A 24,987-nucleotide genomic window follows, 5' to 3' on the forward strand; every position below is an offset into this window, starting at 1 on the left:
TCGAGTCCGGCATCGCATTTGACCGACACCGCCCATGCCGGCCCCCGCCCGGGACGCCGGGGTCTTCCCGAATTCAATTTACGCCGGAGAGCAGATGAGACTCGACGTTCCCACGCTCGATACCTTGGCCCTGTCAATTTTTGTTGGCAGTACGCTGGTATTGACCTGCCTCTCGCACGCGTTCGCGCAAACCAAGGCCTTGCGGTACTGGGCGGTCGGTCTGGCCCTGATGTGCGGCTCGATGGCATGCTGCATGGCGTATGCCGCCACGCGTGGCGACGTCTGGCTGATCGCCTCGGCGGCATTGAATTTGCAGTACCGCGTGCTGACATGGTCGGGTGTGCGCAGGCTGTTCGGCGCCAGCGCGCGGCTGGGTGCGGGTTTCGCGGCGTGCGGCCTGTTCTGGGTGCTGTATGGCGCGGCAGTTATGTTCGAGCGATCGCTAATCGAGCAAGCCGTGCTGGTGGCGTTCTTTTTCACACCGTTTCGTTTGCTGACAATCCGTGAAGTGAGCCGGCGGCATTGGCGAGACACGCGGCTGGGGCGGATCATGGTTGGCGTGGCCAACGGCGTGCTGGCCATCAGCGCGCTGGCCCCGCTGGCGCTGACGCTGGCAGGCAGCGGCAAGTCTGCCTTGCTGATCGGCAGCCCGGCAAGCGCCTCGGCACTCTATGCCGTGGCGTTCGCCAGCGACGTGTTGCTGGTGGCCGGATTGATCGTGTTGGCAATGCAACAGGTGATCGCCGAAGAAGCTCTCCACGCCCGCCTGGACAAGGGCATCATGCAGGCCGAGCGAACCGCCGGCGCGAGCCGGGCCGGTGATCGGCGGGGCCTGGCGGTTCCGGCGCACAAGGGCGACACCGAGCGGCATCGGCGACTGCCATGGTCGTCGCGCGTGCCTAACGTTCGGGGTTTGGCGGCGCACGGGCGCGAGCATGGGTGTGGCTCCGCGGCGCCTTGTCAAGGCGTGGCGAGCTGCGCGACGGCCCGCACGCCAACGGTGCCGCATGCGGCGCAGGGCCGACGGGACGCCGCACGCGCCATCGTCTCGAAAAATCGCTAACCCCGCGTTGACAGGCCCGGCCGGTCCGTTGGCCGATGTAGGCCGTTGCCCCCGGCCGGGACGACTCCGCGGCCGAATCAGTGTTAACCCCGAGATCGGCAGAATTGACGCTATCTGATATTTCAGACTAACATCACAGCACTTTCACTTGATGAAAAGCTGTCATGCCGAATTTGATCCGATTGGTGGGCGAGCGGGAGGATATGCGCGGGGCGCCGTCCGCGACAGCGCCGGCTGGGTCGCTGCGCGATCGCGCCTACGAGGAACTCAAGCGACGCATCATTTCGTGCGAGTTTCGTCCTGGCGAGCCGCTCAACGAGGCGCAGCTGGCGACGCTGCTCGGCCTGGGCCGCACGCCGATCCACCAGGCGCTGCACCGTCTCGAGGTCGAGGGACTGGTCTCGATCATGCCGCGTAAGGGCATCCTGGTGACGCCGCTGTCGCTCAACGAAGTGCTCGACATGATCGAGGTGCGCGCCACCAATGAAGTGCTGTGCATTACGCTGGCCGCCGAGCGTGCTCACGACAGCGATTTCGAGGCAATGCGCGAGATCATCGCGCCGTCGCCCGATCTGATCGCGCGGCGCGATATCGCCGGGCTGGCCTCGCTCGACCTGAAATTCCATAACGCCTTATCGGCCGCCTCGCGCAACCGCGTGCTGGCCGACCTGCTGCGCAGTCTGCACGAGAAGCAGGCGCGCTTTTGGTTCCTGTCGCTATCGGACCCCAAGCACCTGGAAAATGTCTACCAGGAGCATCGCCTGATCATCGACGCGCTCGAGCGGCGTGACGTGCCGGCCGTGCGCGAGGCGGTGCGCGAGCACATCGACGAGTTCCGGAAAAACATTATCCGGACGATTTAACCCGACATCTTTCGCAAGAGGCCATAACGATGCCGACACTGCACTTTCAAGTGGACGGCGGGGGCAAACTCGCCCTCGACGTTCAGCGCCTGATCATCGCCGGCTGGACCGGACGCGACGCCGGTGCCGTGCGCCACCACATTCGCGAGCTCGAGGCTATTGGCGTGAGGCCGCCGACGGTGGTGCCGTGCTTTTACCCGCTGGCCGCCTCGCTGTTGAGTACCGACGACGTGCTTGAGGTGCCGCGTGACGACTCGTCCGGCGAGATCGAGTTCGTGCTGCTGCAGGGCTCCGCCGCGCAAGGACTCTACATCGGTGTCGGCTCGGATCACACCGATCGCAAGGTCGAAGCCTACGACGTCACGGTCTCCAAGCAGATGTGCGGCAAGCCGGTCGGCACCGGACTTTGGCGTTTCGACGAAGTGGCCGATCACTGGGATGCGCTGGTCATGCGTTGCTGGCGCATGCGTGATGGCCAGCGTGAGCTTTATCAGGAAGGGGCGGTCACCAGCCTGCTCGACCCGCGCGAGCTGATTCGCCGTCTGACAGGAGAGGACGCCCTGCCTGCGGGCACGGCGATGTTCTGTGGCACGCAGGCGGTGATTGGCGAGTTGGGCCATGGCGACGCATTCGAAGTGGAACTGCACGACCCCGTGCGGCAGCGGACGCTGCGCCATGCCTACCGTGTGCACAGCCTGGCGGTGGCAGCATGAGCACGGCCGCCCCGACCATTGCAGAACTGGGCGCCGAACTGGCCGCCGGGCGCCTCACCAGCGTCGCCCTGACCGAGCAGGCGCTTGCGCGCATCGACACCCATATCGACGGCGGTGGCGTTGCGTTCATTCAGGTGGACGCGGCCGGCGCGCTGGCCGCTGCGCGCGCGGCCGATCAGGCGCGCGCGGCGGGCCTGGTGGCATCGCCTCTGGCCGGCTTGCCGGTTTCGATCAAGGACCTTTTTGACATACGCGGGCAAGTCACGCGCGCAGGCTCCAAGGCGCTCGACGGCAATGCGCCGGCTCAGGCCGACGCGACGGCGGTGGCGCGTCTGCGCGCGGCGGGCGCGGTATTGATCGGGCGCACCAATATGAGCGAATTCGCGTTCTCCGGCCTGGGGCTCAACCCTCACTACGGAACGCCGCGCAATCCGTTCGACTCCGCCCGCGTCACCGGGGGCTCGAGCTCGGGCGGGGCGTTGAGCGTGGCCGCCGGCATGGCGGTCGCGGCGCTGGGCACCGATACTGGGGGCTCGATCCGAATTCCGTCGGCGTTTTGCGGCCTGACCGGCTTCAAGCCGACCGCGCAACGCATACCGATGGACGGAGGCGTGCCGTTGTCGACCACGCTGGACTCGGCAGGCCCGCTGGCGCGCTCGGTGGCGTGTTGTGCGGCATTCGATGCCGTGCTCAGCGGCGAAGTGCTCGATACTCGACCCGCGACGCTGGCTGGGCTGCGCCTGTACGTGACGCGCGACTTCGTGGGCGAGGGGCTCGATCCGGCGGTGGCCGAGGCGTTCGACGCGGCGCTTGCCCGTCTGTCGCAGCACGGCGCACGGATCGTGACGTTCGATTTCCCGGAATTGCTGCGTTTGCCGGCGATCAACGCAGGCGGCGGTTTCAGCGCGGCCGAGTCATGGACTTGGCATCGCACGCTGCTGACCGAACGGGGCGCTTGCTACGACCCACGTGTGGCGATGCGCATTAAGCGCGGCGCCCAGCAGAGCGCGACCGATTACATCGAACTGTTGGCGGCGCGCCGCGCCATGCAGGAGGCTGCCGCGCACCGGCTGCGCGAAGCCGACGCGTGGCTCATGCCAAGCGTGGCGGTGCTTGCGCCGCGCCTCGACAGCCTGGCACGCGATGAAGATTTCTTCGCCGTCAACGGGCTGGTGCTGCGCAACTCGAGCGTGATCAATTTTCTCGATGGCTGCGCTGTGTCGCTGCCGGTGGCACAGGGCATCGGCCTGGGCGTATGCGGCCTGCAGGGGCGAGACGCGCGCGTGCTGCAAGTGGCCGGCGCGATCGAGGCCGGTCTCGCGTCGCCACGGATTTCCACCTAGTTCTCCGACGTACTGGTAGTGCAGGCGGTGGCGGCGGCCCGATGCCGCGCCACGGCCGTGCTCTTGCTCATCCCCCTCACGGAGTATTCCCTATGTCTTCCATGACCGGCAGTTCAGACCTCGCGCCGATTGCCTCGGCCGACCAACGCAATGAGGCTTACCGCAAGATCACGGTTCGCCTGATTCCGTTCCTGGTGTTTCTTTTCGTGCTGGCGTGGGTCGACCGCGTCAATGTCGGCTTTGCCAAACTACAGATGCTGCAGGACCTCAAGTTCAGCGAAGCGGTCTACGGCCTGGGTGCGGGTATCTTCTTCATCGGCTATTTTCTGTTCGAGGTGCCGAGCAACCTGCTGCTCGAAAAGATCGGTGCGCGCAAGACGCTGGCGCGCATCACGATCCTGTGGGGGCTGGCCTCGATGGCGATGATCTATGTCAAAACGCCGACGCAGTTCTACGCGCTGCGCTTTTTGCTGGGCGTGTTCGAGGCCGGCTTTTTCCCCGGCGTGGTGCTGTATCTGACCTATTGGTTTCCAGCCGAGCGGCGTGCGCGCATCAATGGGCTGTTCATGACCTCGTTCGCGATCGCCGGCGTCATCGGCGGGCCGGTGGCCGGCTATATCATGAGCCGCATGGAGTCGGTAGGCGGCCTGGCCAATTGGCAATGGCTGTTCGTTCTCGAAGGCATTCCATCGATTCTCGCGGGGATCGCCGTGCTGATGTATTTGCCCGAAAAGCCGCGCAATGCGCACTGGCTCAGTGGCGCCGAGCAGGAGCTGGTTGCCCTCGACATCGAGGCTGAGGCGCACGATCCGTCCAAGTACGCCGGGTGCCGGGAGGCTTTTGCCAACGCACGGGTCTGGATTTGCGCGGCGATCTATTTCTGCGTGGTCGCTGGCAACGCTACCATTGCATTTTGGTCGCCGTCGATCATCAAGGCGATGGGCGTGCAAGGCAACTTCCAGATCGGACTGGTGTCCGCGATTCCTTTCCTGGCGGGCACCATCGCGATGGTGCTCAACGGCGTTCACTCCGACCGCCACGGCGAGCGCCGGTTGCATTGCGCGCTGGCGGCCCTGCTGGCCGCCGCCGGCCTGACACTGACGGGGGTGTTTCTCGGGCGGCATCAGGAAGTGTTTGCGCTGATCGCCTTGACGGCCGCGTCGATCGGCATTCTGGCGGCGTTCCCGGTGTTCTGGTCGATGCCTTCCGCGTTCCTGATCGGCACGGCGGCCGCCGGCGGCATCGCCCTGATCAATGCGATCGGCAATCTGGCGGGTTTCGTCGCTCCCTACATGATTGGCTGGTTCAAGGTCCATACCGGCCAGTTGTCGTCCGGTCTGTACTTCGTGGCGGTGCTGGAGGCTTGCGCCGCCATCCTGGTGCTGGCATTCATGCCGAAGAAGATCTGAAACACCGGCGCGGCGGGCTTCGCAGGTCGCTTCGGCGGTGACTTTCTTGCTTGATAAAAATCAAGCCGTGCGGGATTGGAGACCCCTACACTGGACTGGTCGATTTGGACGGTGCCGGACTCGGGCGCAGCAGACGATGCCATATGCCACTATCGCGGAGTTGCCGTTGCCGGTGCGGCGCCACTTGCCGGTTCACGCGCAGGAGATTTATCGGGCCGCATTCAACCAGGCTTACGCGGCGCATCGCGAGGAGCCGGGCTGCGAGCAGACTGCGTGCCGGATCGCCTGGGCGGCTGTCAAGCGCTGTTACGTCAAGGCCGGCGTCGATTGGATACCGCGAGTCTAAATGCGGCGTCGTCGGATGGGAGGGCGCGCAAGGCGCCCGTGGGTTCGACCGAGGCATGGGAGCCGGGGATGCAAACCAAGACAATGCCGGCCGGCGTCGATGCGCCCGCGCATGCCGCGCCAGTCGGGGATGCTGAACCCCCGCCGCTGGATCACGGTTATCTTTTCTCGGGCAATGGCGTTGGCCACAGGATTGACGGAGCAAGCGCCATTGTCTGGCTCAGGCAGAAAGACCACCCCGACGACGAATTCCTCTGGCTGCAGTTTCACGATATCCCGAGCGTACTCGACGGCTGGCCGTTGCAGCACGTGACGCTGCCGGAAGCCTTTGGCGATACGCTGCGCGAGGGCTCGCGCTCGACACGCATCGAGTCGATGCAAAAGACCATGATTGCGGTGGTCAACGACGTCGATTACGACTTCACCCAGAAAAAACCGCCCGTGGTTGCGACTTTGTGGCTCAGCGCGGGGCCCCACTGCCTGTTGAGCGTGCGCAACCAGCCGTTGCGCTCGGTCCAGCAAGTGCGTGCGGATGTCGAGGCGGGAGAGATTTTCCACAGCCCGCTGGCCTTGCTGATCCGCCTGCTGCAGGAGCAGGCCGACGTGCTGCGCGCGATCGTGCGGGGCGGCTCCCATACCGCCGACGAGGTCGAAGCCCGTCTGTTGGGCGGCCAGTTACCCAAGCGCGCCAGCCTGGGAGGAATTCGTCGCGATCTGGTGCGGCTGCGCCGATTGCTGGCGCCCGAGCCGGCAGCGCTGTTTCGTCTGGTCAATCGCCCGCCACGCTGGGTGCGGGAGGAGGATGCGCAAGCCTTGCGGCAGACGGCCGAGGCGTTTTCGCTGACGCTGCGCGATATGGCCGGGTTGCAAGAGCGCATCCAGTTGCTCGAGGAGGAAATTGCCGATCGCGTGGCCGAGCACACCAACCGCAGCGTGCTGATCCTGACCGCGGTGACGGTCATTGCCCTGCCGATCAATCTGATCGCCGGATTGCTCGGCATGAACATCGGCGGCCTGCCGTTGCGCATTAACCCGTATGGGTTCTGGATTATCGTGGCGATTTCCGGTTGCCTGACCGGTCTGGCCGGCTGGTTCGTGTTTTGGCACCGGCGCAATTGACGGCCCCTCGGATCGGCCTTGCCGGAAGCGGGCCCGTCACTGACGCGAGGCGTGAGTGCCGCTTCAATTTCCAGGCGTTTTCCACAATAATAGAGCCCGCCGCGCTGCGGGGCGGGCCGATTTTCCGTTCGGTTCGCCGCCGCAGCGCATTTTTTTGTTGAATTGCGCAAATTTGGTAGTAATCTCGGGTTTTTTCAGCATCCAGGTCCGGGCAAACGTGATAACCATGGGCCGGCCAGCGGGGCTTCAACGATTCTAAAAAAGCGGAGAACGGGATGAAAAACAAGGTCATGCTGGGCATCGCCATGGCGATTGCCTGCACGCTGCCGGCGTTGCCGGCAGCGGCCAAGGACACGACGCTCAATGTCTACAATTGGTCGGACTATATTGCCAAGGACACGATACCGAATTTCGAGAAGGAAACCGGCATCAAGGTGCGCTACGACAATTACGACAGCGACGACACCCTGCAGGCCAAGCTGCTGACCGGCAATTCCGGCTATGACATCGTCGTGCCGACCAGCAACTACGCCGGCAAGCAGATTGCCGCGGGCATCTTCATGCCGCTGGACAAGTCGCAGCTGCCCAACCTGAAATACCTCGATCCGCAATTGATGGCGCTGGTGGCCGGTGCGGACCCGGGCAACAAATACGTGGTGCCGTGGGCCTATGGCACGACCGGGCTGGGCTACAACGTGACCAAGGTGCAGCAGATCCTCGGCAAAAACGTCCCGTTGGACAACTGGGACATTCTTTTCAAGCCGGAATACATCTCCAAGCTCAAGAGCTGCGGCGTATCGGTGCTCGATGCGCCCGACCAGATGTTTGCCGCGACGCTGCATTACATGGGGCGCGACCCGAACAGTACCAACCCGGCGGACTACCGCGCGGCGCTGGGCGTGCTCAAGAAGATCCGCCCGTACATCACCCAGTTCAATTCGTCCGGTTACATCAATGATCTGGTGGGCGGCGACGTCTGCTTCGCATTCGGCTGGTCGGGCGACGTGGTGATTGCCAAGCACCGCGCGCAGGAAGCCAAGAAGCCTTACAAAATCGAGTATTACATTCCGAAGGGCGGGGCGCCGGTATGGTTCGACGTGATGGCGATCCCGAAGGATGCGCCGCACAAGGAGGCTGCGCTCAAGTGGATCAACTACATCGAGACGCCCCAGGTCCATGCCGCGATCACCAATGCCGTCTACTACCCGAGCGCCAATCTCGAAGCGCGCAAGTATGTGAAGAAGGACGTAGCCAACGATCCGGCCGTCTATCCGCCGCCCGCCGTACTGAAGACGTTGTTTTTGCTGAAACCCTTGCCGATCAATATCCAGCACCTCGAGACTCGTCTGTGGACCGAGTTTAAAACGGGGTATTGACTCGCGTCGCGCACGGCGCGGCAATGTGTTTCACGCATGTTTCAAGACAGCCTCCGGCGCGCCGGAGGCTTTTTTCGAGTTGAAGAGGGTGGAGTCGATAATGAATGAACCGGCATCCATGCCGCACGAGTCGCGGGCCGAACGCGCTGGCCATTTCGTGCAGATGGTCGGGGTGGTGAAGAAGTTCGGCGAGACGGTGGCGGTGCGGCACGTCGATTTATCGGTCAAAAAAGGGGAGCTGTTTGCCCTGCTGGGCAGTTCGGGTTGCGGCAAGTCGACGCTGCTGCGCATGCTCGCCGGCTTCGAGAGTCTGACTGAAGGACGGATTCTGATCGATGGCGAGGACATGGCGAGCATGCCGCCCTATCGCCGGCCGGTGAACATGATGTTCCAGTCGTATGCGTTGTTTCCGCATATGACGGTGGAGAACAACGTGGCCTTCGGCCTCAGGCAGGAGGGCTGCGGCAAGGCGGAGATCCGCGAGCGCGTCGCGGCGGTGCTCGAACTGGTGCAGATGACGCGCTTCGCCAAACGCCGGCCGAATCAGCTCTCGGGCGGCCAGCAGCAGCGCGTGGCGCTGGCGCGCAGCCTGGTCAAGCGCCCCAAGCTGCTGCTGCTCGACGAACCGATGTCGGCGCTGGACAAGCAGATTCGCCAGCGCACCCAGGTCGAGCTCGTGAATATTCTCGATCAGGTCGACGTGACGTGCATCATGGTCACGCACGACCAGGAGGAGGCGATGACCATGGCCGATCGCATCGGCGTGATGAGCGACGGCCTGATCGTGCAGACCGGCTCGCCGCTCGACGTCTACGAGTACCCGAGCACCCGCTTTGCCGCGGAGTTCATCGGCTCGACCAATCTGTTCGAGGGCGCGGTCACCGAGTCGGCCGCCGATCACGTGCGGATCGAAAGCGCCGAGCTGATGGTGCCGCTGTACATCAACCACGGTATCGGCAGCCCGTCCGGCGCGCAGGTCGCCGTCTCGATCCGGCCGGAGAAAGTGGTGCTGCGCCGGTCTCGGCCCGACGCCGCGCACAACTGGGCCGAGGGCGCCGTCACGCACGTCGTCTATATGGGCAGCTATTCGCTGTACCACGTCGTGATCGACTCCGGCAAGACCATCGTCGCCAACGTCTCGAGCCTGGCGTTGGCCGATATGGGCGCGCCGGAGGTCGGCGAGCGCGTGGCGATCAGTTGGAACTCCCAGTCAGGCGTGGTGCTGACGCAATGAAAAACCAATCATTGGCCAAGCGCGGCTGGCTCTCGGGCCGCTCTCTCGTGATCGGCGGTCCTTTCCTGTGGCTGCTGCTGTTTTTCTTCGTGCCGTTCGTACTGGTCGTCAAGATCAGCTTTGCGGATCTGCGCCTCGGGATTCCGCCCTATACCGATCTGGTGACCTTCAAGGACGGCGTCGCGCATATCGCGATTTACCTCACGCATTATGCGCAACTGTTCGCCGACAGCCTGTACTTCGAGGCCTACCTGAGCTCGCTGAAGATTGCCGGCATCTCGACCCTGTTGTGCCTGCTGCTCGGCTATCCGATGGCGTACTACATCGCCCGCTCGAATCCGGCCACGCGCAATCTGTTGATGATGGGCGTGATGCTGCCTTTCTGGACTTCGTTCCTGATCCGCGTGTACGCGTGGATCGGCATTCTGAAGAACAACGGACTGCTCAATAACGCGCTGATGTCGATCGGTCTGATCCACCAGCCGATCGCGCTTTATCACACCAATACGGCTGTCTATATAGGCATGGTCTATTCGTATTTGCCGTTCCTGGTGATGCCGCTCTACGCGCACCTGGTCAAGATGGATTTCACGCTGCTCGAGGCGGCCTACGACCTGGGCGCGCGGCCCTGGAAAACTTTCGTTCATGTGACGCTGCCGCTGTCGAAGAACGGCATCATTGCCGGTTGTCTGCTGGTGTTTATCCCGGCCGTCGGCGAGTACGTCATTCCTGAATTGCTCGGCGGCGCCAATACGCTGATGATCGGCCGTGTGATGTGGGACGAGTTCTTCAGCAACTCCGACTGGCCGATGGCCTCGGCGGTGACGTGCGCAATGGTGCTGTTGTTGCTGGTGCCGATGATGCTGTTCCAGTATTTCCAGATGCAGCAAGTGGAGCAGCGCCGATGATCAAACCCAATCGCACCCTGCAGTCGCTCTCGCTGGGCATCGGCTTTTTGTTTCTCTATATCCCGATTCTCAGCCTGGTGGTGTATTCGTTCAACGCCTCGGAGCTGGTGACGGTATGGAGCGGCTTTTCGCTCAAGTGGTATGCCGCCATGTGGCACGACGCCGAGTTGATCAACGCCGCCTGGCTCTCGCTGAAAATCGGCTTGATGACGGCCTTCGCCTCGGTGTTCATCGGCACCTGGGCCGGCTTTGTGCTGGCCCGCATGGGGCGCTTTCGCGGCGTGACGCTCTTCAATGGACTGATCAGCGCGCCGCTGGTGATCCCGGAAGTGATTCAGGGCATTTCGCTGCTGCTGCTGTTCGTCGAGATGGGCAAGCTGCTCGGCTGGCCTTCGCAGCGCGGCATGTTCACGATCTGGATCGGTCACGTGATGCTGTGCGTCTCGTATGTGGCGATCATCGTGCAGTCGCGTCTGCGCGATCTCGATCCGGCGTTGGAGGAGGCCGGGCTCGATCTGGGCGCCACGCCGCTGCGGGTATTCTTCAGCATCACGCTGCCGATCATCTCGCAGGCGCTTGTCTCCGGTTGGCTGCTGTCGTTCACGCTGTCGGTCGACGATGTCGTGACCTCGGCCTTTCTATCCGGGCCAGGCTCGACGACGCTGCCGCTGGTGGTTTTCTCGCGCGTGCGCCTTGGGCTGAACCCCGAAATGAACGCACTCGCGACGCTCTTCATCACCGTGGTGACGATCGGTGTGGTCGTTGCCAACCACTTCATGCAGGCGGCCGAACGCCGGCGGGTGGCGCTGGCGGTGTAACGCCGGGAGCAGGCTTCACGGACGGCGCGTTGCCTGCGTCAGGCGCGCCATCGTTTGTGTATCCGGCGCGCCGTCGAAGTACTTCTGCAAGGCGGCGCGAAACGGCTCGTTGTCTGCCGCCGCCTGTGAGAACAGAGTCATCGAGGAGTGAAATTTCAGGTCGTCCGGCGCGCCGAAAATCTGCATGACGGAGCGCCCTTCGATGTTGTTGACCATTTGCGTGCAGGCACGCAAGCGCTCGCCGAGCAAAGGGTGCTCGAGATAGGCGCGGGCCTCGGCGAGCGATCCGATCGCGTAGCGCTGCGCCATGAAGCTTCGCCCGAGTCCCTCGATCTGCGGGAATACGAACCACATCCAGTGACTGCGCTTGCGGCCGCCGCGCAACTCCTCGCACACCTGCTGATACACCGGATTTTGCGCCTCGACAAAACGCTTTAGATCATAAGGGTCGTCCATCTCGTGCTCCTTGCGCGTGCCGGGCCGGCTCGTTCGATCAGGTGCGGCGATCCAGGCGCAGCACGTAATGGGCCTCGCCATAAAATCGGCCATCCACATGCAACGCGTCCGGCTCGATGCCGAAACACGAGAACCCGACGGCCTCGTAGAGTTGGCGTGCGCCCGTGTTGTCTGCGTTGACGCCGAGCCGCAATTGGCGCACGTCGCCCATGGCGCGGGCGTGGTCGATCACCGCGCCCAGCAGCGCCCGGCCGATACCGCGCCGGCGAAACCCCGGATCGACATACATGCCTGCCAATTGCGCACAATGCCGGACTTTGGCGGCTTGAGGTCTCAATATCGTCACCATGCCGACCAGAGTATCGGTTCGAAATGCGCCGAATACGCACTTCGAACCGTCGGCCGCCGGCGTGACCCGGGGGGTGATGTCGGCGAGCGTGCGGTCGCGTTCTTCGGCGAAGCTCGCGCTGAAGGCCGTCGGACTCTCCTGGAGCCCGCGCAAGCGCAGCGCCTGATAGGTCATTGCATCATGCGAAAAAAGAGGGCGAATGTCGGTGTGCATGTCGGGTATCGGATCGGGATGCAATTTCAACTCTCGGTGCTCGGCCCATTTTCCCTTGTCGGCAACGGGCAGGAATTCTTTTCCGCCTGTCACTGCGTACCGCAACCGCTCGTTGCGCCCGGCATCGCAGATTTATCACTTTTTGCCACTGGACGTCGGGTCAGCATCCTCTTAGAATGCCGCATAATTTTCGTGTGAGTGGGTGCGAGTTGCGGCCGGATTTCATCTTGACTTCCGAACTCCGTCGCTCTCATACTTAAAAAAGGGGCCCAATAAGAATAATATTCATCAGTATTGTTCCGGGTTGAAATAATTCCTCAAAAAGGAGAATTTCCTTGAAAAACAAATCACTTCTTACCTCACTTGCCGCCGCGTTGATCGCTGGACTGGCTTTTTCCGTTTGCGCTACGACCGCCTCGGCGGCCGGCAAGACGTCCATCGTCGTGGGCGCGGACACCACCTTCCCGCCGTTTGAAACCGAAGTCAATGGCAAGGTGACGGGTTTCGACATCGACATGATCGAAGCCATCGCCAAAGCCGAAGGCATGACCGTCGAGATCAAGACGATGCCGTTCAACGGGATCATCCCCAGCCTGCAGGCTGGTTCGGTCGACGCCGCGGTTGCCGGCATCACGATCAAGAAGAGCCGCATGCAGAGCGTCGACTTCAGCGATGCCTACTACAAGTCGGGCTTGTCGGTGCTGGTCAAGAAAGATTCGAAAATCAAGGATTTCGCTGATCTGAAGGGCCACGTGGTCGCCACCAAGAAGGCTACCTCGTCGGTCGACTACATGACCAGCCACGGCATCGATCCGAATTACATCAAGCAATTCCAGGACATCGACACGGCCTACCAGGCACTCGAAACCGGCGGTGCCGACGCCGTGGTGTTCGATAACCCGGTCAACGTGAATTTCAAGACCGCGCACCCGAACGTGAAGGTCGTGGGCCCGCTGTTGACCGGCGAATACTACGGTATCGCGGTCAGCAAGAAGGATCCGACGCTGGTCAAGAAGATCAATGACGGCCTGGCCAAGATCAAGAAGAGCGGTGAGTATCACCAACTGTTCGTGAAATACTTCGGCGGCGATGTGAGCGGCGCGGTCAATGGCGTCGAGAAGCCGGCAGCCGTGGCAGTGAGCGACTAAGCGTTCATTCATCTGCCGGGCTGGCATGACAAACGCGCGGTGCGGAGGTTGCACTGCGCGTTTTATTTACGGCAGCCCGGACGACCCATGGCAACAAACCAAGTCATTGCGAGCAATATAGGCCAAGGCTTATGAATGTAATCTGGCAAAACCTGCCCGTCATCCTCGACGGCTTGCGCCTGACGATTCAGTACTCTCTGGTGGCCATCGTCCTGATGGTGATCATTGGTCTGGTCGCGGCGCTGATGCGGCTGTCCCGCTTTGGCGTGCTGAACTGGATCTCCTCGGCGTACGTCGAGATCTTCCGTTCCACGCCGCTGCTGGTGCAGCTTTTCTTTATCGTGCTCGGCCTGCCGGCGATCCTGCCGGTCAACGAATGGTTCGGGCAACTGACTTATCCGATTCTGGCGGCGGCCTTGACGCTTAGCCTGAACGAGGGCGCCTACGTCACGGAAATCATTCGTGCCGGTATTCTGGGCGTCGACCGCGGCCAGAAAGAGGCGGCCTCGAGCATCGGCATGACCGGCTTCCAGACGATGCGCTACATCGTGCTGCCGCAGGCCTTCAAGCGCATGATTCCGCCGCTGGTCAATCAGGCCGCGCAAACGATCAAGGACACTTCCTTGCTGGCGCCGGTGGGTATCATCGAGCTCGTCTATAAAGGCGAAATCGTGATCGCGTCGACCTTCGCCTCGTTCAAGATCTGGGGCCTGATCGCTACCCTGTACTTCGTCATCATCTTCTCTGTATCGAAGTGCGCGTCTTATATGGAGAGGAGGCTTCAAGTTGATAAACGTTAAGAATCTCCATAAATCCTTCGGCCACCACGAGATCCTCAAAGGTATCGACAATCACGTGGATGCGCAGGAGGTGGTGGTCGTGATCGGCCCGTCGGGCAGCGGCAAGAGCACTTTCTTGCGTTGCCTGAATGGGCTGGAGGAAGTCACCAGCGGCGAAATCGAAATCGCCGGCATGAAACTGACCGATCCGAAGACGAACATCCACAAGCTGCGCCAGCACGTGGGCATGGTGTTCCAGCAGTTCAATCTGTTCAAGCACCTGACGATCCTGGAAAACATCACGATCGGCCCGCGCAAGGTCAAGAAGATGTCGGTCGAAGACAGCAACAAGATCGCGCGCGAATTGCTGGCCAAGGTCGGTCTGTCGGGCAAGGAAAGCAGCTACCCCGACCAGCTCTCGGGCGGGCAGCAGCAGCGCGTGGCGATTGCCCGCGCGCTGGCCATGCAGCCTGACGTGATGCTGTTCGACGAGCCGACTTCCGCGCTCGACCCCGAAATGGTCGGCGAGGTGCTGCAGGTCATGAAGAACCTGGCGGTCGAGGGCATGACGATGGTCGTGGTCACCCACGAAATGGGCTTTGCCCGCGAAGTGGGGCATCGTGTCATCTTCATGGACGGCGGTTACATCGTCGAAGAAGGCAAGCCGCAGGAGATTTTCTCGAATCCGCAGGCCGAACGCACGAAGAATTTTCTCGCGAAAATTCTGTAAGGCGATAGCCGCAACAGCCGCATGACGGCCCGGGCGCAAGCGTCCGGGCCGTCATCGTTTACGCGCCGGCTTTGCGTGAATTCGCCCGCTCAGATGACACCTTCCGGAAGCCTGGCATGGGCGTCGGCGCAGCACACCAGCAACTCCGCATCGCGCTTGCCGGTCGACAGATAGACATGGCCCACGGCGCTGTCGAAGTACAGGCTGTCGCCGGCTTTCAAATGAAAGACGCTGCCGGTTTCGAAGCGCAGTTCGAGCGACCCGCTCAGCACGTACACAAACTCTTCGCCGGCGTGGCGGATGTAATCGGCAAACTCGCTCATCGAGCGGGCACGGATATGGCCGCGCATCGGCACCATGCGTTTGCCGCTCAGGTCATTGGCAAGCATTCCGTAGCGATAGGTCGGTGTCTCGTAAATCACTTCTTCGCCGGCTGCGGTGAACGAGGGCTGCAACGCGCCGGTTGCCGCTTCGCGGGCGCGCCCGAAGAGTTGATCGAATTCCAGCGTCAGCGCGTGGGCGAGGGCGGCGAATTTGTCGTAAGTCAACGCGATATCGCCGCGCTCGGCTTTCGAGATGGTCGATACCGCAATCCCCGACAGTTCGGACAATGCCGCCAACGTCAAACCGCGCGTCTTGCGCGCTTGCCGGATGCGTGCGCCCACGGTCTTGTGATCGAGCACCAATGGTGTGCCCGGGGTCGAGGAGCTCGCCCCAGGGGTGGCCGGTTTTGCCATGAGTCTTCCCACGTTGATTAGGGTTTTATCGTATACGAGAATTTTATTTTTCTCATATATGATAACTCAGGTCGATTTCGCCATTACTGTTTGGGGAGCCGTATCGTGTCAACGCTTACCTTGGAAAAGGCCGGTCTGTCGAGGGCGAATGTGATTGCCGCGACCACGATCGGCACCGCGCTCGAGTTTTACGACTTCACGATCTACAGTTTTTTCGCAATTCAGATTGGGCAACTGTTTTTCCCGGCCGCCTCGCCAGTGAATCAGTTTCTGCTGTCGATCGCGGTGTTCGGCGTGGGGTTCGTCGTGCGCCCGCTCGGCGGTATCGTGATCGGCGCTTACGCGGATCGGGTTGGACGCAAGAAGGCCATGGTGCTCACCATCATGCTGATGGCGCTCAGTTGCGCGATGATCGCCGGCGTGCCGCCCTATGCGTCGATCGGCATGGCCGCCCCGTTGATCGTGCTGAGCGCCCGCATCATCCAGGGCTTCGCCGCGGGAGGCGAGTTCGGCCCCGGCACGACGCTGCTGGTCGAATATGCCGACGACAACAGCCGCGCCTTCTTTGCCAGCTGGAATTTCGCCGCGTCGGCGCTGGGTCTGGTGCTGGGCGCACTGGTCGCTACCCTGGTTCATACCTCGCTTGGCAAAGCACAGGTGCTGGCGTGGGGCTGGCGCTTGCCCTTCGTGCTGGGTATCCTTGCGGCGCCTGCCGGCATGCTGATCCGGCGCCGGCTGGAGGAAACGCTGGGCGCACGCCGGGACGGCCAGGCTCACCCGCATGGCGCGCTCAAGGCAGCCCTGGGGACACACCTGAAAGTGACCCTGCTGTGCACCGTCGCAGAATTGGGCGGCTCGGTTTCGGTCTACATCGCGGCTTTCTTCCTGCATAGCTACGCAGTGCGTACGCTGCACATGAGCCCGATGGCCGGAACTGTCTCCGGAGTGGTCACGGCATTGGTGCTGTTTATCTCCGCACCGCTTGCCGGCGTTCTTGCGGATCGCTTCAGCCGCAAGCGCGTACTCGTCGTCGCCCGCGTTATGATGCTGTTGGGCGTGTATCCGGCGTTTGCGCTGCTTGCCCGGCATCCGTCGCTGACCATGCTGTGTGCTGTTTCAGGTGTGCTTGCCCTGTTCGTTTCGGCGCAGATCGTGCCTGTGCTCGTGATGATTCCAGAACAGTTTCCCAGGCATGTGCGGGCGACCGGCATCGCACTCAGTTACGTCGTCAGCGCATCGTTTTTCGGTGGCTTTTCGCCGTTTATCGCCAGTTGGCTGGTGGCGCGCACCGGTAACCCGCTCTCGCCGGCCTGGTATGTGGCCGCCGCCTGCGCGGTCTCGCTGTTGCCGTTGATCTGGCTCAAGGACCGCACCGGCCAGTCAATTGCCTGACAAGGAGCATGATGAATCACAATGACCAACTCGTGGCCCTCTCGGCCGTTGAACTGCGCCGGCTGATCGGTAACAGGCAGATTTCGCCGGTCGAGCTGCTGGAGGCTTGCATCGAGCGCATCGAAGCCGTCAACCCGGCCATCAATGCGATTACCGCGACCTGTTACCCGCAGGCACGCGAGGCTGCCCGCGCCGCCGAGCGGGCGGTCCTGGCGGGCGAGCCGCTGGGCCTGCTGCACGGGCTGCCGCTGGGCGTCAAGGATCTGGAGGACACGGCCGGCCTGTTGACCACCTACGGCTCGCCATCGGCGCGCGGGCATGTGCCGCAACGCGACGTGGTGCTGGTCGAGCGCCTGCGCGCGGCCGGCGCCGTGCTGGTGGCCAAGACCAATGTGCCCGAGCTGGGTGCGGGCGCCAACACGCGCAACCCGGTGTGGGGCGCGACCGGCAATCCGTTCGATCCGGAGTTGAACGCCGGCGGATCGTCGGGCGGCTCGGCCGCCGCACTGGCCTGCGATATGCTGCCGGTGTGCACGGGGTCGGACACCGGCGGATCGTTACGCATCCCGGCTTCGAAATGCGGCGTGGTGGGCTTTCGCCCATCGCCCGGACTCGTGCCGAACTCGCGCCGGCTGCTGGGTTGGACGCCGATCTCGGTGGTCGGGCCGATGGGCCGCACGGTGGCCGATACGAGCCTGCAACTGGCCGCCACCGCCGGCATCTCGGCCGGCGATCCGCTGAGCCATGAAATCGATCCACGGCAGTTCATGCCGCCGGCGCCAGTCGACCTGGGTACCTTGCGCGTCGGCTGGACGCTGGACTTCGACAACTGCGATGTCGACGAGCGTATCGGCGCATTGTTCCGCGAACGCATGGCGGCGATCAAGCCGATGTTTCGCGCGTGCGACGAAGTACGCTTCGAACTGGGCGACGTGCATCGCTGCTTCGACGTGCTGCGCGCGGAGAGTTTCGTCGCCGGGCTGCGCGACGCGTATGCGCGCGACCCCGGCGCGCTCGGGCCGAATACACGGGCCAATTATGAGATGGGCGCGGCGATGACGCTGGCCGACAGCGCCTGGGCGCAAGCCGAGCAAACCAGGATCTTCCAGCGTTTTCAGTCGGTGTATGCCGACTATGACGTAATCATTTCACCGACCACGCCGGTCTCGCCGTTTCCGTGGCGCGAATTGTATGCGGCGCAGATCAACGGGCGCGCCCAGGAAAATTACTATCGCTGGCTGGCGCTGACCTATATCGTCACGCTGACGACGCATCCGGCCATCACCATTCCGTGCGGTGTCGATCAATCGGGCATGCCGTTCAGCCTGCAGATCGTCGGCCCGTTCCGCGGCGACCGCAAGACACTGGGCGTCGCTCATGCGATGGAGCAAGCCTTCGAAGCATCGGCGGCGCTGCGCCGGCCCCGACCCGACCTCGCCAAACTCACGCAACCGACGCCAGCGCTCAAATCGATCGTTACGGCGCCGCCGATCTTCGACGCCGGCGCGACCGATCCGGGTCTGGGCAAGGCGGCGCTCTAAACATCCTTATCGAGGAATCTCGTGACTAGCGAAATCATTCGTATCCAAACCAGCGCGCGCATGAGTCAGGTGGTCATCGCCAACGGTTTCGTGCACCTGGCGGGGCAGGTCCCCGATGCAGCCGGCTGTTCGGTGACCGAGCAGACCAATGAGGTGCTCGCGCGCATCGATGCCTTGCTGGCCTTGGCAGGCGTCGACAAAACGAAACTTGTCAGCGCAAGCATCTGGCTGTCGGATCCCAAACATTTCGCGGACTTCAACGCGGCCTGGGAAGCCTGGGTGCCGTCCGGCCATGCGCCTGTGCGCGCCTGCGTGCAAGCACTGCTGATGAAGCCGGGCTGCGACGTGGAAGTTGCCGTGACGGCGCTCGCTGCGAATGCAACGTAGCGGGGTGCCAATGAAATTCGATAGTGTCGTGCTCGGCGGCGGTATCGTCGGCGTCTCGGTGGCCGTGCACCTGCAAAAGCGCGGCCGCGCGGTCGCGCTGGTCGATCGCAAGGCGCCCGGCAATGAAACATCGTTTGGCAATGCGGGGCTGATCCAGCGTGAAGGTGTCTATCCATACGCTTTTCCGCGCGACTTCGGCACGCTGCTGCGCTACGCGCGCAACCGCTCGCCCGACGTGCGTTACCACAACGATGCGATCCTCGAGATCGCCCCGTTCCTGTGGCGATACTGGCACTATTCCCAGCCCGCGCGGCACGCGGCGATTGCCCGAGCCTATGCGACGTTGATCGAGCATTGCGTGAGCGAACATCGTGCACTGGCGCAAGAGGCGGGTGCCGACGGCCTGCTTCGCCGCAGCGGCTGGATCAAGATCTTCCGTTCGGCAGCCAAGCAGGACCAAGAGTTGCGGCAGGTCGAGAAGTGGCGACGCGAATTCGGCGTCGAGTTCGAAGCGCTCGATGCAGCGCGCCTGAATCGGATGGAGCCCGATCTCGATCGCTCGCTGCTGGGCGGGTTGCACTACACCGCGGCCGACTCGGTGAGCGATCCCAACGCTTTGGTGAGTGCCTATGCGCGGTATTTCGAGCAATTGGGCGGGCGCGTTTTGCAGGGGGACGCCACCACGCTGCAGGATGCCTGGACGGTTCAGACCGAGGCCGGGCCGATCGAGGCCGGCTCGGCTGTCGTCGCGCTTGGGCCGTGGTCGAACGACATCACCACACGCCTGGGCTACCGCCTGCCGCTGGCGGTCAAGCGCGGCTACCACATGCACTATGCCAGCATGGCCGGGGCTCGGCTCAATCACCCGGTGCTCGATGTGGAGAGCGGCTTTTTGCTGGCACCCATGGCGCGCGGCATCCGTTTGACCACGGGTGTCGAGCTGGCGCATCGTGACGCGCCCAAAACGCCGGTGCAACTGGCGGCGGTCGAGCCGGTGGCGCGCACGCTGTTTCCGCTGGACCAGCGCATCGACGCCGAGCCGTGGATGGGCCGCCGACCCTGCACCCCGGACATGATGCCGATCATCGGACCGGCGCCGCGCCACCGCAACCTGTGGTTCGCCTTCGGTCACGCGCATCATGGCCTCACGCTGGGTGCCGTCACCGGCCGGTTGCTCGCCGAGATGATCACCGGCGAGGCGCCACTGGTCGATCCCCGCCCATTCAGAGCCGATCGCTTTTAGCTTGCATGGTCCCCGAGCCGCCGGCCCTGGCGGCGGATGGTTTCGTCAATCGATGCGATCAGGACATTCAATTGTCCTTTTCGCGCCGCTCGTTTCATGATTCATGTGTGAGAAATACGTGACGACAAGAACGAGAGATTTTGGCAATGACCACCGCCCAGGCACAACTCGGGATGAGCGAACGCACCACGCTGGCCATCGGCGAGGCGCTTGCCGCGCGCAGCGTCGGGCTGCGCGCCAGGCTGCTGTTCGTCGGGCCGGCCGTGGTTGCCTCCATCGCCTACATGGACCCAGGCAATATCGCCACCAACCTGCAAGCGGGGGCCAGGTATGGCTACTCGCTGCTGTGGGTCGTGGTGGCGGCCAACCTGATTGCGATGCTGTTCCAGGCGCTCTCGGCCAAGCTTGGCATCGTCACGCAGCGCAACCTCGCGGAGCTGGTGCGCGAGCAGTTTCCGCCGTCCGTGGTGCTGCTGATGTGGGGCATCAGCGAGATTGCCTCGATGGCGACCGATCTGGCTGAGTTCCTGGGCGGTGCGATCGGGTTGTCGCTGCTGTTCCATTTGCCGCTGATGTCCGGCATGGTTGTCACCGGCATCGTCACCTACGGCATCCTGTTAGCCGAGAAGCGCGGTTTCAGGCCGCTCGAGCTGATCATCGGCGCACTGGTGGCGGCGATTGCACTGTCGTACGTGATGGAATTGCTGATCGTGCCGGTCGAGTGGACGGCCGCCATGCGCGGCGCGCTCGTACCGCAACTGCCGGACGGCGGCGCGTTGACCGTGGCGGTCGGCATCCTCGGGGCGACGGTCATGCCGCATGCGATTTTCCTGCATTCAGGCCTGATGCAGGGCCGTGCGTCGGCGCGTACCGATGGCGCACGCCGGAAGCTGCTCAAACTCTCGAATCTGGAAGTCGTGATTGCGCTTTCGGTGGCGGGGCTCATCAACATGGCAATGATCGTGATGGCCTCGGGTGCGTTCCATGCGGGCCGTCCGGAGGTTGCCGAGATCGAAACCGCGTACCGTGCGCTCACACCGATGCTCGGGGCGGGCGCTGCCGTTCTTTTTCTGGTCTCGCTGATGGCCTCCGGCGTATCGAGCTCGGTGGTCGGCACGATGGCCGGACAGATGATCATGCAGGGCTTCGTCGGTACGCGCCTGCCGCTGTGGTTGCGTCGGGCTGTAACCATGCTGCCGGCTTTCGCGGTCGTCGCGTGCGGCGTCAGCGCGACGCGGGCGCTGATCTATAGCCAGGTCGTGCTGAGCTTTGCCTTGCCGGTACCGATGATTGCCGTGGCGATTTTCACCTGCCGGCGCGACATCATGGGCAATTTCGTCAATCGCCGGCTCGTCGCCGCATCGGCACTGGCGGGTGCCGCGCTGATTCTCGCGCTCAACGCGGTGTTGGTGCTGCAAACGTTCGGGGTCGCGGTTCCCGGGATGACGCGCTAGCGCTGGCCGCCCTGGCCGGCGCGCGATTGCCCGCCGGCCAGCGCGCAGTGAGACTTGTCCACAGAAATTGTTCGTAACACTGTGGATAAATGATCTGCAAACTGGGCAATGCGTTGATTTGCCTCAGATTTTCACCGGTGTGTCTGAACCCGGCAAAGCACTTGACCATGTTCCGGACGCGCTTTGCCGGTGCGGACTTCGGCCGTTGCCATCAATGACGGTCGGGGCCGCGGCCATGGCCGGGTCCATGATCGTATCCGTGACCGCGGCCGCGATCATGATCGGGGCGACGGTGGCGCCATGGATCCCGGTCATGCGGATGGTGGCGGACCCAGTCGTCGCGATCCCAATAGCGGTGGCCATCCCAGTAGCGGTCACCATGCAGGCCGATAGTGATGCTCACATCGACCGGCATCAGGCGCGGTTGGCCGTAGACGGCAAGCGGCTGGCCTTCGTAGGCGAGCGCCGAACCAGCGGCGAGGAACGCGCTGGCGGCGAGCGCCAAAGCAATGATCGGGCGAGCGGTGCGGTAAGTTTTTTTCATGATGCAATCTCCTGATTCAGGTGAGGGAGGCACATGTCGGCCAGCAAAGCCGGGCGGGCAAGGCGCCACCGAGCGACGCCATCCTAACGCCGCAACGCGGTGCAAACGTGACAACTTGTAAGCGCGCATGTCTGCATGTAACCGGGCGTCGCGGTGCTTCGGTAAAAAAGCCTTATTTTATGGGGTTTGGAAGCAGTTGGCCGTTCCATCTGGCCGCCGCCGCTGTTACATCTATTGCGTGGACGTAATGATGCGGCATGCCGGCCCGATCGCCACGTGGCCAGCGCGCAGGGCGGGCGTGGCCGGTGTTCCCGGCCCGTGTGCCGCAGCAACGGCGGGCGCGTTGGGGTGCTATAGTTGACGGATAAGACAGCACTGCGTCAACGCGCAGGCAATATCGATGCACCGGCCGTCCCGATCGGGCGGCGTTTCAAGGAAATGTAATGGCAGCAAAACCCGCTATTTATGTCGATGGCCAGCACGGCACCACCGGATTGCAAATTCTCGACCTGCTGGCGCAGCGCGACGAATTCGAACTGATTTCGATTGCCGAGAGCGACCGGCGCTCGCTCGAGCATCGGCGCCGCGCACTGAACGGCGCGGATGTGGTGATTCTGTGCCTGCCCGACGATGCCTCGCGCGAGGCGGTGTCGCTGATCGAGAATCCCAAGGTCCGCGTGATCGACGCGAGCACCGCTTACCGTACCGCCCCCGACTGGGTGTATGGCTTTGCGGAGCTCACCGATGGGCAGCGGGCACGCATCGCCGAGGCGCAGCGGGTCAGCAATCCCGGATGCTACGCGACCGGCGCGATCGCGCTGCTCCGCCCGCTGGTGCAGCGCGGCGTCGTGCAGCCCGATCAGGCGATGCACATTGTCGGGGTGTCCGGCTACACCGGCGGCGGCAAGGCGCTGATACAGATTCACGAAGGCGAGGATCCCGAGCCGTTCGCGCTGTATGGCACCAAGCTGGCTCACAAGCACGTGCCGGAAATCCAGATGCACGCGCAGCTGCGCCGCCGGCCGATTTTCGTGCCCAGCGAAGGGCATTTCCCGACAGGCATGCTGGTGATCGTCACCCTGGCGCGCGAGGCGCTGAATGACGATGCGGCCGCCGTGCACGGCGCATTGGCCGAACATTACCGCGATGCGGCTTTCGTCAGCGTTGTGCCGGCGGACTCCCGAGAGCAACTGCTGCGCGGCGATTTCATTCGCGCCGATACCCTCAGCGGCACCAACCAGCTCGAGTTGATGTCCTTTGCGAGCCCGTCGGGTGACGAGATTCTGTTGGTGGCGCGTCTCGACAATCTCGGCAAGGGCGCCTCGGGCGCGGCGGTCCAGAACCTGAATCTGATGCTGGGCCTCGACGAGCGCACCGGACTGGCCGGCGCGCGCTGAGTGTCGGCGGCCTGATTTCCTGGCCGGGCCGAGCCGTACGAATGGATTTGCCGCGCCATCGGCGCACGTGACGGGGGCGCGTGAGCGGGAGTTCAGCATGACACGACAATCTTCGAAATCCTATCTGTTTGCGTCTCGCCGCGCGGCAAGGCTAGTGGCCTGCGCCGCAACGCTGGTGCTCGGCGCGTGTGCGCAGCCCTGGGAGTCATTCCAGGCCGGCGAGCCGGTCTCCGCCGTGATCGCCAGACTGGGGCCCCCGCGCGAAGTCTATACGCTGGCCGACGGCACCAGGCGCCTGATGTGGCCGACCCAGCCGATGGGCGAGGTCACCACCGCGGTGCATGCAAGTGCCGACGGCAAGGTGCTCAGTGTGCGACAGGTGCTGCAGCCCAGCGAATTTTATCGGGCCCAGGTCGATAAATGGACCGAACAGGACGTGCTCGAGCACTTCGGTCAGCCTGCGGAGAAAGCATACTTCCCGCTGCAAAAGCGCGAAGTCTGGAGCTACCGCTTCCTGCAGGACGGGCAGTGGTACCAGCTCTATCACTTCCTGTTCGACGATGCCGGCGTATTGCGCGGCACGCAGCAAAGCCCGGATCCGCTGCACGAACGCGCCGGCGGCGACAACATGGTCATGTAGAAAACGCTGCGTCCGAAGCGCGCGGAGTGCCGCTTGGCGCCGCGCAGATCGGCGCGGCCCGCATGGCCGACAGACCCCGGCAGGCTACGAAGACGCGGCCGACTCGATGCGTTTTACTGTGCTAGGATCAGCCACGGCGCGCGTTCATCCCCCAACGACGACCTGTATCGCTTGGTCGTTGTCCGAGCGGCGCCGGCGGCGAGCGCGGCTTTGCTTTCACTGCAGTTGGCCAGGGCCGGTTTCGCGTTGCGCGAGAGCGCCGCGAGAAAGCGCGCTTCCATGGGATTGTTCAGTCAGATCAAACCGGATAGGAGAGAATCAAATGCGAATTTCGATGTCACGGCGGGCTGTTCTCATGTTTGGCGGGCTCGCGTTGGCGGGTTCGATGACTTTGGCCAATGCGGCGCCGGTTTCATTCACGGTGCCGCTCGACGGCGCGCATGAGGTGCCGGCGGTGCCTAGCTCGGCGACCGGCAATGCCGCGCTGACCTACGATCCGGCCACACGCGTTGTGACCTGGGATGTCACCTTCAGCGGTTTGTCGAGTGCGGCCACGATGGCGCATATTCACGCGGGTGCGACGGGCAAGAACGGACCGGTCAGGGTCTGGCTGACGAAGAAAGGCGCCGCTTCGGTAACCAGCCCGATCAAGGGCGAGGCCAAGCTGTCGCCTGCCGAGGCAAAGGCTTTTCTTGCCGGCGACACCTATGTCAACGTCCATACCAAAGACCACCCGGCCGGCGAAATTCGCGGTCAGGTTATCCCGCCCAAGGGGAAATGACGTCT

26 protein-coding genes are annotated in these 24,987 nt (G+C 63.2%); 22 read left to right on the forward strand and 4 right to left on the reverse strand.

Annotated features, from left to right (window positions below; all coding sequences use genetic code 11):
* Positions 1–94 precede the first annotated feature (94 nt).
* The 11 genes from PATSB16_RS06930 to PATSB16_RS06980 all read left to right on the forward strand — a co-directional run bounded on the left by PATSB16_RS06930 (position 95) and on the right by PATSB16_RS06980 (position 11,191).
* A complete protein-coding gene (locus tag PATSB16_RS06930; protein ID WP_052892599.1) occupies positions 95–1,063 on the forward strand; it encodes a hypothetical protein in 969 nt (322 codons plus the stop codon).
* A 164-nt stretch (positions 1,064–1,227) separates the two neighbouring features.
* Complete coding sequence (locus tag PATSB16_RS06935) at positions 1,228–1,926, forward strand: GntR family transcriptional regulator (RefSeq protein WP_083566710.1); 699 nt, start codon at positions 1,228–1,230, stop codon at positions 1,924–1,926.
* Positions 1,927–1,955: 29 nt separating this feature from the next.
* On the forward strand, positions 1,956–2,639 hold the full coding sequence (locus PATSB16_RS06940; RefSeq protein ID WP_047213372.1) for a DUF2848 domain-containing protein: 684 nt from the start codon (positions 1,956–1,958) through the stop codon (positions 2,637–2,639).
* A complete protein-coding gene (locus tag PATSB16_RS06945) occupies positions 2,636–3,982 on the forward strand; it encodes an amidase (protein ID WP_047213374.1) in 1,347 nt (448 codons plus the stop codon). The genes PATSB16_RS06940 and PATSB16_RS06945 overlap by 4 nt, the downstream gene beginning before the upstream one ends.
* 101 nt (positions 3,983–4,083) lie before the next feature.
* Positions 4,084–5,391 (forward strand): MFS transporter, encoded by a 1,308-nt coding sequence (locus PATSB16_RS06950; RefSeq protein ID WP_047213376.1) that lies wholly within the window; start codon positions 4,084–4,086, stop codon positions 5,389–5,391.
* A 136-nt stretch (positions 5,392–5,527) separates the two neighbouring features.
* Positions 5,528–5,737 (forward strand): ChaB family protein, encoded by a 210-nt coding sequence (locus tag PATSB16_RS06955; protein WP_047213378.1) that lies wholly within the window; start codon positions 5,528–5,530, stop codon positions 5,735–5,737.
* Positions 5,738–5,805: 68 nt separating this feature from the next.
* Positions 5,806–6,855, forward strand: a complete 1,050-nt coding sequence (locus PATSB16_RS06960) for a CorA family divalent cation transporter (RefSeq protein ID WP_237170315.1) — start codon at positions 5,806–5,808, stop codon at positions 6,853–6,855.
* Between the two features lie 275 nt (positions 6,856–7,130).
* A complete protein-coding gene (locus PATSB16_RS06965; protein WP_047213380.1) occupies positions 7,131–8,231 on the forward strand; it encodes a polyamine ABC transporter substrate-binding protein in 1,101 nt (366 codons plus the stop codon).
* A 100-nt stretch (positions 8,232–8,331) separates the two neighbouring features.
* Complete coding sequence (locus tag PATSB16_RS06970; RefSeq protein ID WP_047213382.1) at positions 8,332–9,465, forward strand: ABC transporter ATP-binding protein; 1,134 nt, start codon at positions 8,332–8,334, stop codon at positions 9,463–9,465.
* Entirely contained in the window at positions 9,462–10,373 is a 912-nt protein-coding gene (locus PATSB16_RS06975) for an ABC transporter permease subunit (protein ID WP_047213384.1), read from the forward strand. The genes PATSB16_RS06970 and PATSB16_RS06975 overlap by 4 nt, the downstream gene beginning before the upstream one ends.
* A complete protein-coding gene (locus PATSB16_RS06980) occupies positions 10,373–11,191 on the forward strand; it encodes an ABC transporter permease subunit (RefSeq protein WP_047216346.1) in 819 nt (272 codons plus the stop codon). Before PATSB16_RS06975 ends, PATSB16_RS06980 begins: the two co-directional genes overlap by 1 nt.
* 15 nt (positions 11,192–11,206) lie before the next feature.
* Here the strand turns inward: PATSB16_RS06980 and PATSB16_RS06985 are convergent, their stop codons facing one another.
* Positions 11,207–11,647: a DUF1810 domain-containing protein gene (locus PATSB16_RS06985; RefSeq protein ID WP_047213385.1), complete on the reverse strand. Its 441-nt coding sequence runs from the start codon at positions 11,645–11,647 to the stop codon at positions 11,207–11,209.
* A gap of 37 nt (positions 11,648–11,684) precedes the next feature.
* Positions 11,685–12,209, reverse strand: coding sequence for a GNAT family N-acetyltransferase (locus PATSB16_RS06990; protein WP_047213387.1), 525 nt, complete (start codon positions 12,207–12,209; stop codon positions 11,685–11,687).
* Positions 12,210–12,544: 335 nt separating this feature from the next.
* Between PATSB16_RS06990 and PATSB16_RS06995 the strand changes: the two genes are divergently transcribed.
* From PATSB16_RS06995 to PATSB16_RS07005, 3 genes are all read left to right on the forward strand, one after another.
* Complete coding sequence (locus tag PATSB16_RS06995; RefSeq protein ID WP_072628620.1) at positions 12,545–13,357, forward strand: basic amino acid ABC transporter substrate-binding protein; 813 nt, start codon at positions 12,545–12,547, stop codon at positions 13,355–13,357.
* Positions 13,358–13,488: 131 nt separating this feature from the next.
* Complete coding sequence (locus PATSB16_RS07000; protein ID WP_047213388.1) at positions 13,489–14,157, forward strand: amino acid ABC transporter permease; 669 nt, start codon at positions 13,489–13,491, stop codon at positions 14,155–14,157.
* Positions 14,144–14,866 (forward strand): amino acid ABC transporter ATP-binding protein, encoded by a 723-nt coding sequence (locus PATSB16_RS07005; protein ID WP_047213390.1) that lies wholly within the window; start codon positions 14,144–14,146, stop codon positions 14,864–14,866. The genes PATSB16_RS07000 and PATSB16_RS07005 overlap by 14 nt, the downstream gene beginning before the upstream one ends.
* Before the next feature lie 89 nt (positions 14,867–14,955).
* Here PATSB16_RS07005 and PATSB16_RS07010 read toward each other — a convergent pair whose 3' ends face one another.
* Positions 14,956–15,603, reverse strand: a complete 648-nt coding sequence (locus tag PATSB16_RS07010; protein WP_047213392.1) for a helix-turn-helix domain-containing protein — start codon at positions 15,601–15,603, stop codon at positions 14,956–14,958.
* A 105-nt stretch (positions 15,604–15,708) separates the two neighbouring features.
* Between PATSB16_RS07010 and PATSB16_RS07015 the strand changes: the two genes are divergently transcribed.
* The 5 genes from PATSB16_RS07015 (at position 15,709) to PATSB16_RS07035 (ending at position 21,620) form a co-directional block, all read left to right on the forward strand.
* Positions 15,709–16,995: an MFS transporter gene (locus PATSB16_RS07015; RefSeq protein WP_047213394.1), complete on the forward strand. Its 1,287-nt coding sequence runs from the start codon at positions 15,709–15,711 to the stop codon at positions 16,993–16,995.
* 11 nt (positions 16,996–17,006) lie between these two features.
* A complete protein-coding gene (locus PATSB16_RS07020) occupies positions 17,007–18,536 on the forward strand; it encodes an amidase (RefSeq protein ID WP_047213395.1) in 1,530 nt (509 codons plus the stop codon).
* A gap of 21 nt (positions 18,537–18,557) precedes the next feature.
* Positions 18,558–18,923 carry a RidA family protein gene (locus tag PATSB16_RS07025; protein ID WP_047213396.1) on the forward strand — a complete coding sequence of 122 codons (366 nt, stop codon included), beginning with the start codon at positions 18,558–18,560 and terminating at the stop codon, positions 18,921–18,923.
* 10 nt (positions 18,924–18,933) lie between these two features.
* Positions 18,934–20,166 (forward strand): NAD(P)/FAD-dependent oxidoreductase, encoded by a 1,233-nt coding sequence (locus PATSB16_RS07030; protein WP_047213397.1) that lies wholly within the window; start codon positions 18,934–18,936, stop codon positions 20,164–20,166.
* 146 nt (positions 20,167–20,312) lie between these two features.
* Entirely contained in the window at positions 20,313–21,620 is a 1,308-nt protein-coding gene (locus tag PATSB16_RS07035) for an Nramp family divalent metal transporter (protein WP_047213399.1), read from the forward strand.
* A 211-nt stretch (positions 21,621–21,831) separates the two neighbouring features.
* Here PATSB16_RS07035 and PATSB16_RS07040 read toward each other — a convergent pair whose 3' ends face one another.
* Positions 21,832–22,164, reverse strand: a complete 333-nt coding sequence (locus PATSB16_RS07040; protein WP_047213400.1) for a hypothetical protein — start codon at positions 22,162–22,164, stop codon at positions 21,832–21,834.
* A gap of 443 nt (positions 22,165–22,607) precedes the next feature.
* On the opposite strand from PATSB16_RS07040, the gene argC reads away from it, so the two are divergent.
* From argC to PATSB16_RS07055, 3 genes are all read left to right on the forward strand, one after another.
* Positions 22,608–23,561 (forward strand): N-acetyl-gamma-glutamyl-phosphate reductase, encoded by a 954-nt coding sequence (gene argC, locus PATSB16_RS07045; protein ID WP_047213402.1) that lies wholly within the window; start codon positions 22,608–22,610, stop codon positions 23,559–23,561.
* A gap of 97 nt (positions 23,562–23,658) precedes the next feature.
* Positions 23,659–24,201, forward strand: coding sequence for a hypothetical protein (locus tag PATSB16_RS07050; protein ID WP_047213404.1), 543 nt, complete (start codon positions 23,659–23,661; stop codon positions 24,199–24,201).
* A 322-nt stretch (positions 24,202–24,523) separates the two neighbouring features.
* The gene (locus PATSB16_RS07055) at positions 24,524–24,982 is read left to right on the forward strand and encodes a CHRD domain-containing protein (protein ID WP_047213406.1); all 459 of its coding nucleotides are present in this window, start codon (positions 24,524–24,526) and stop codon (positions 24,980–24,982) included.
* Positions 24,983–24,987 lie beyond the last annotated feature (5 nt).

Source organism: Pandoraea thiooxydans (assembly GCF_001931675.1).
Lineage (GTDB): Bacteria > Pseudomonadota > Gammaproteobacteria > Burkholderiales > Burkholderiaceae > Pandoraea > Pandoraea thiooxydans.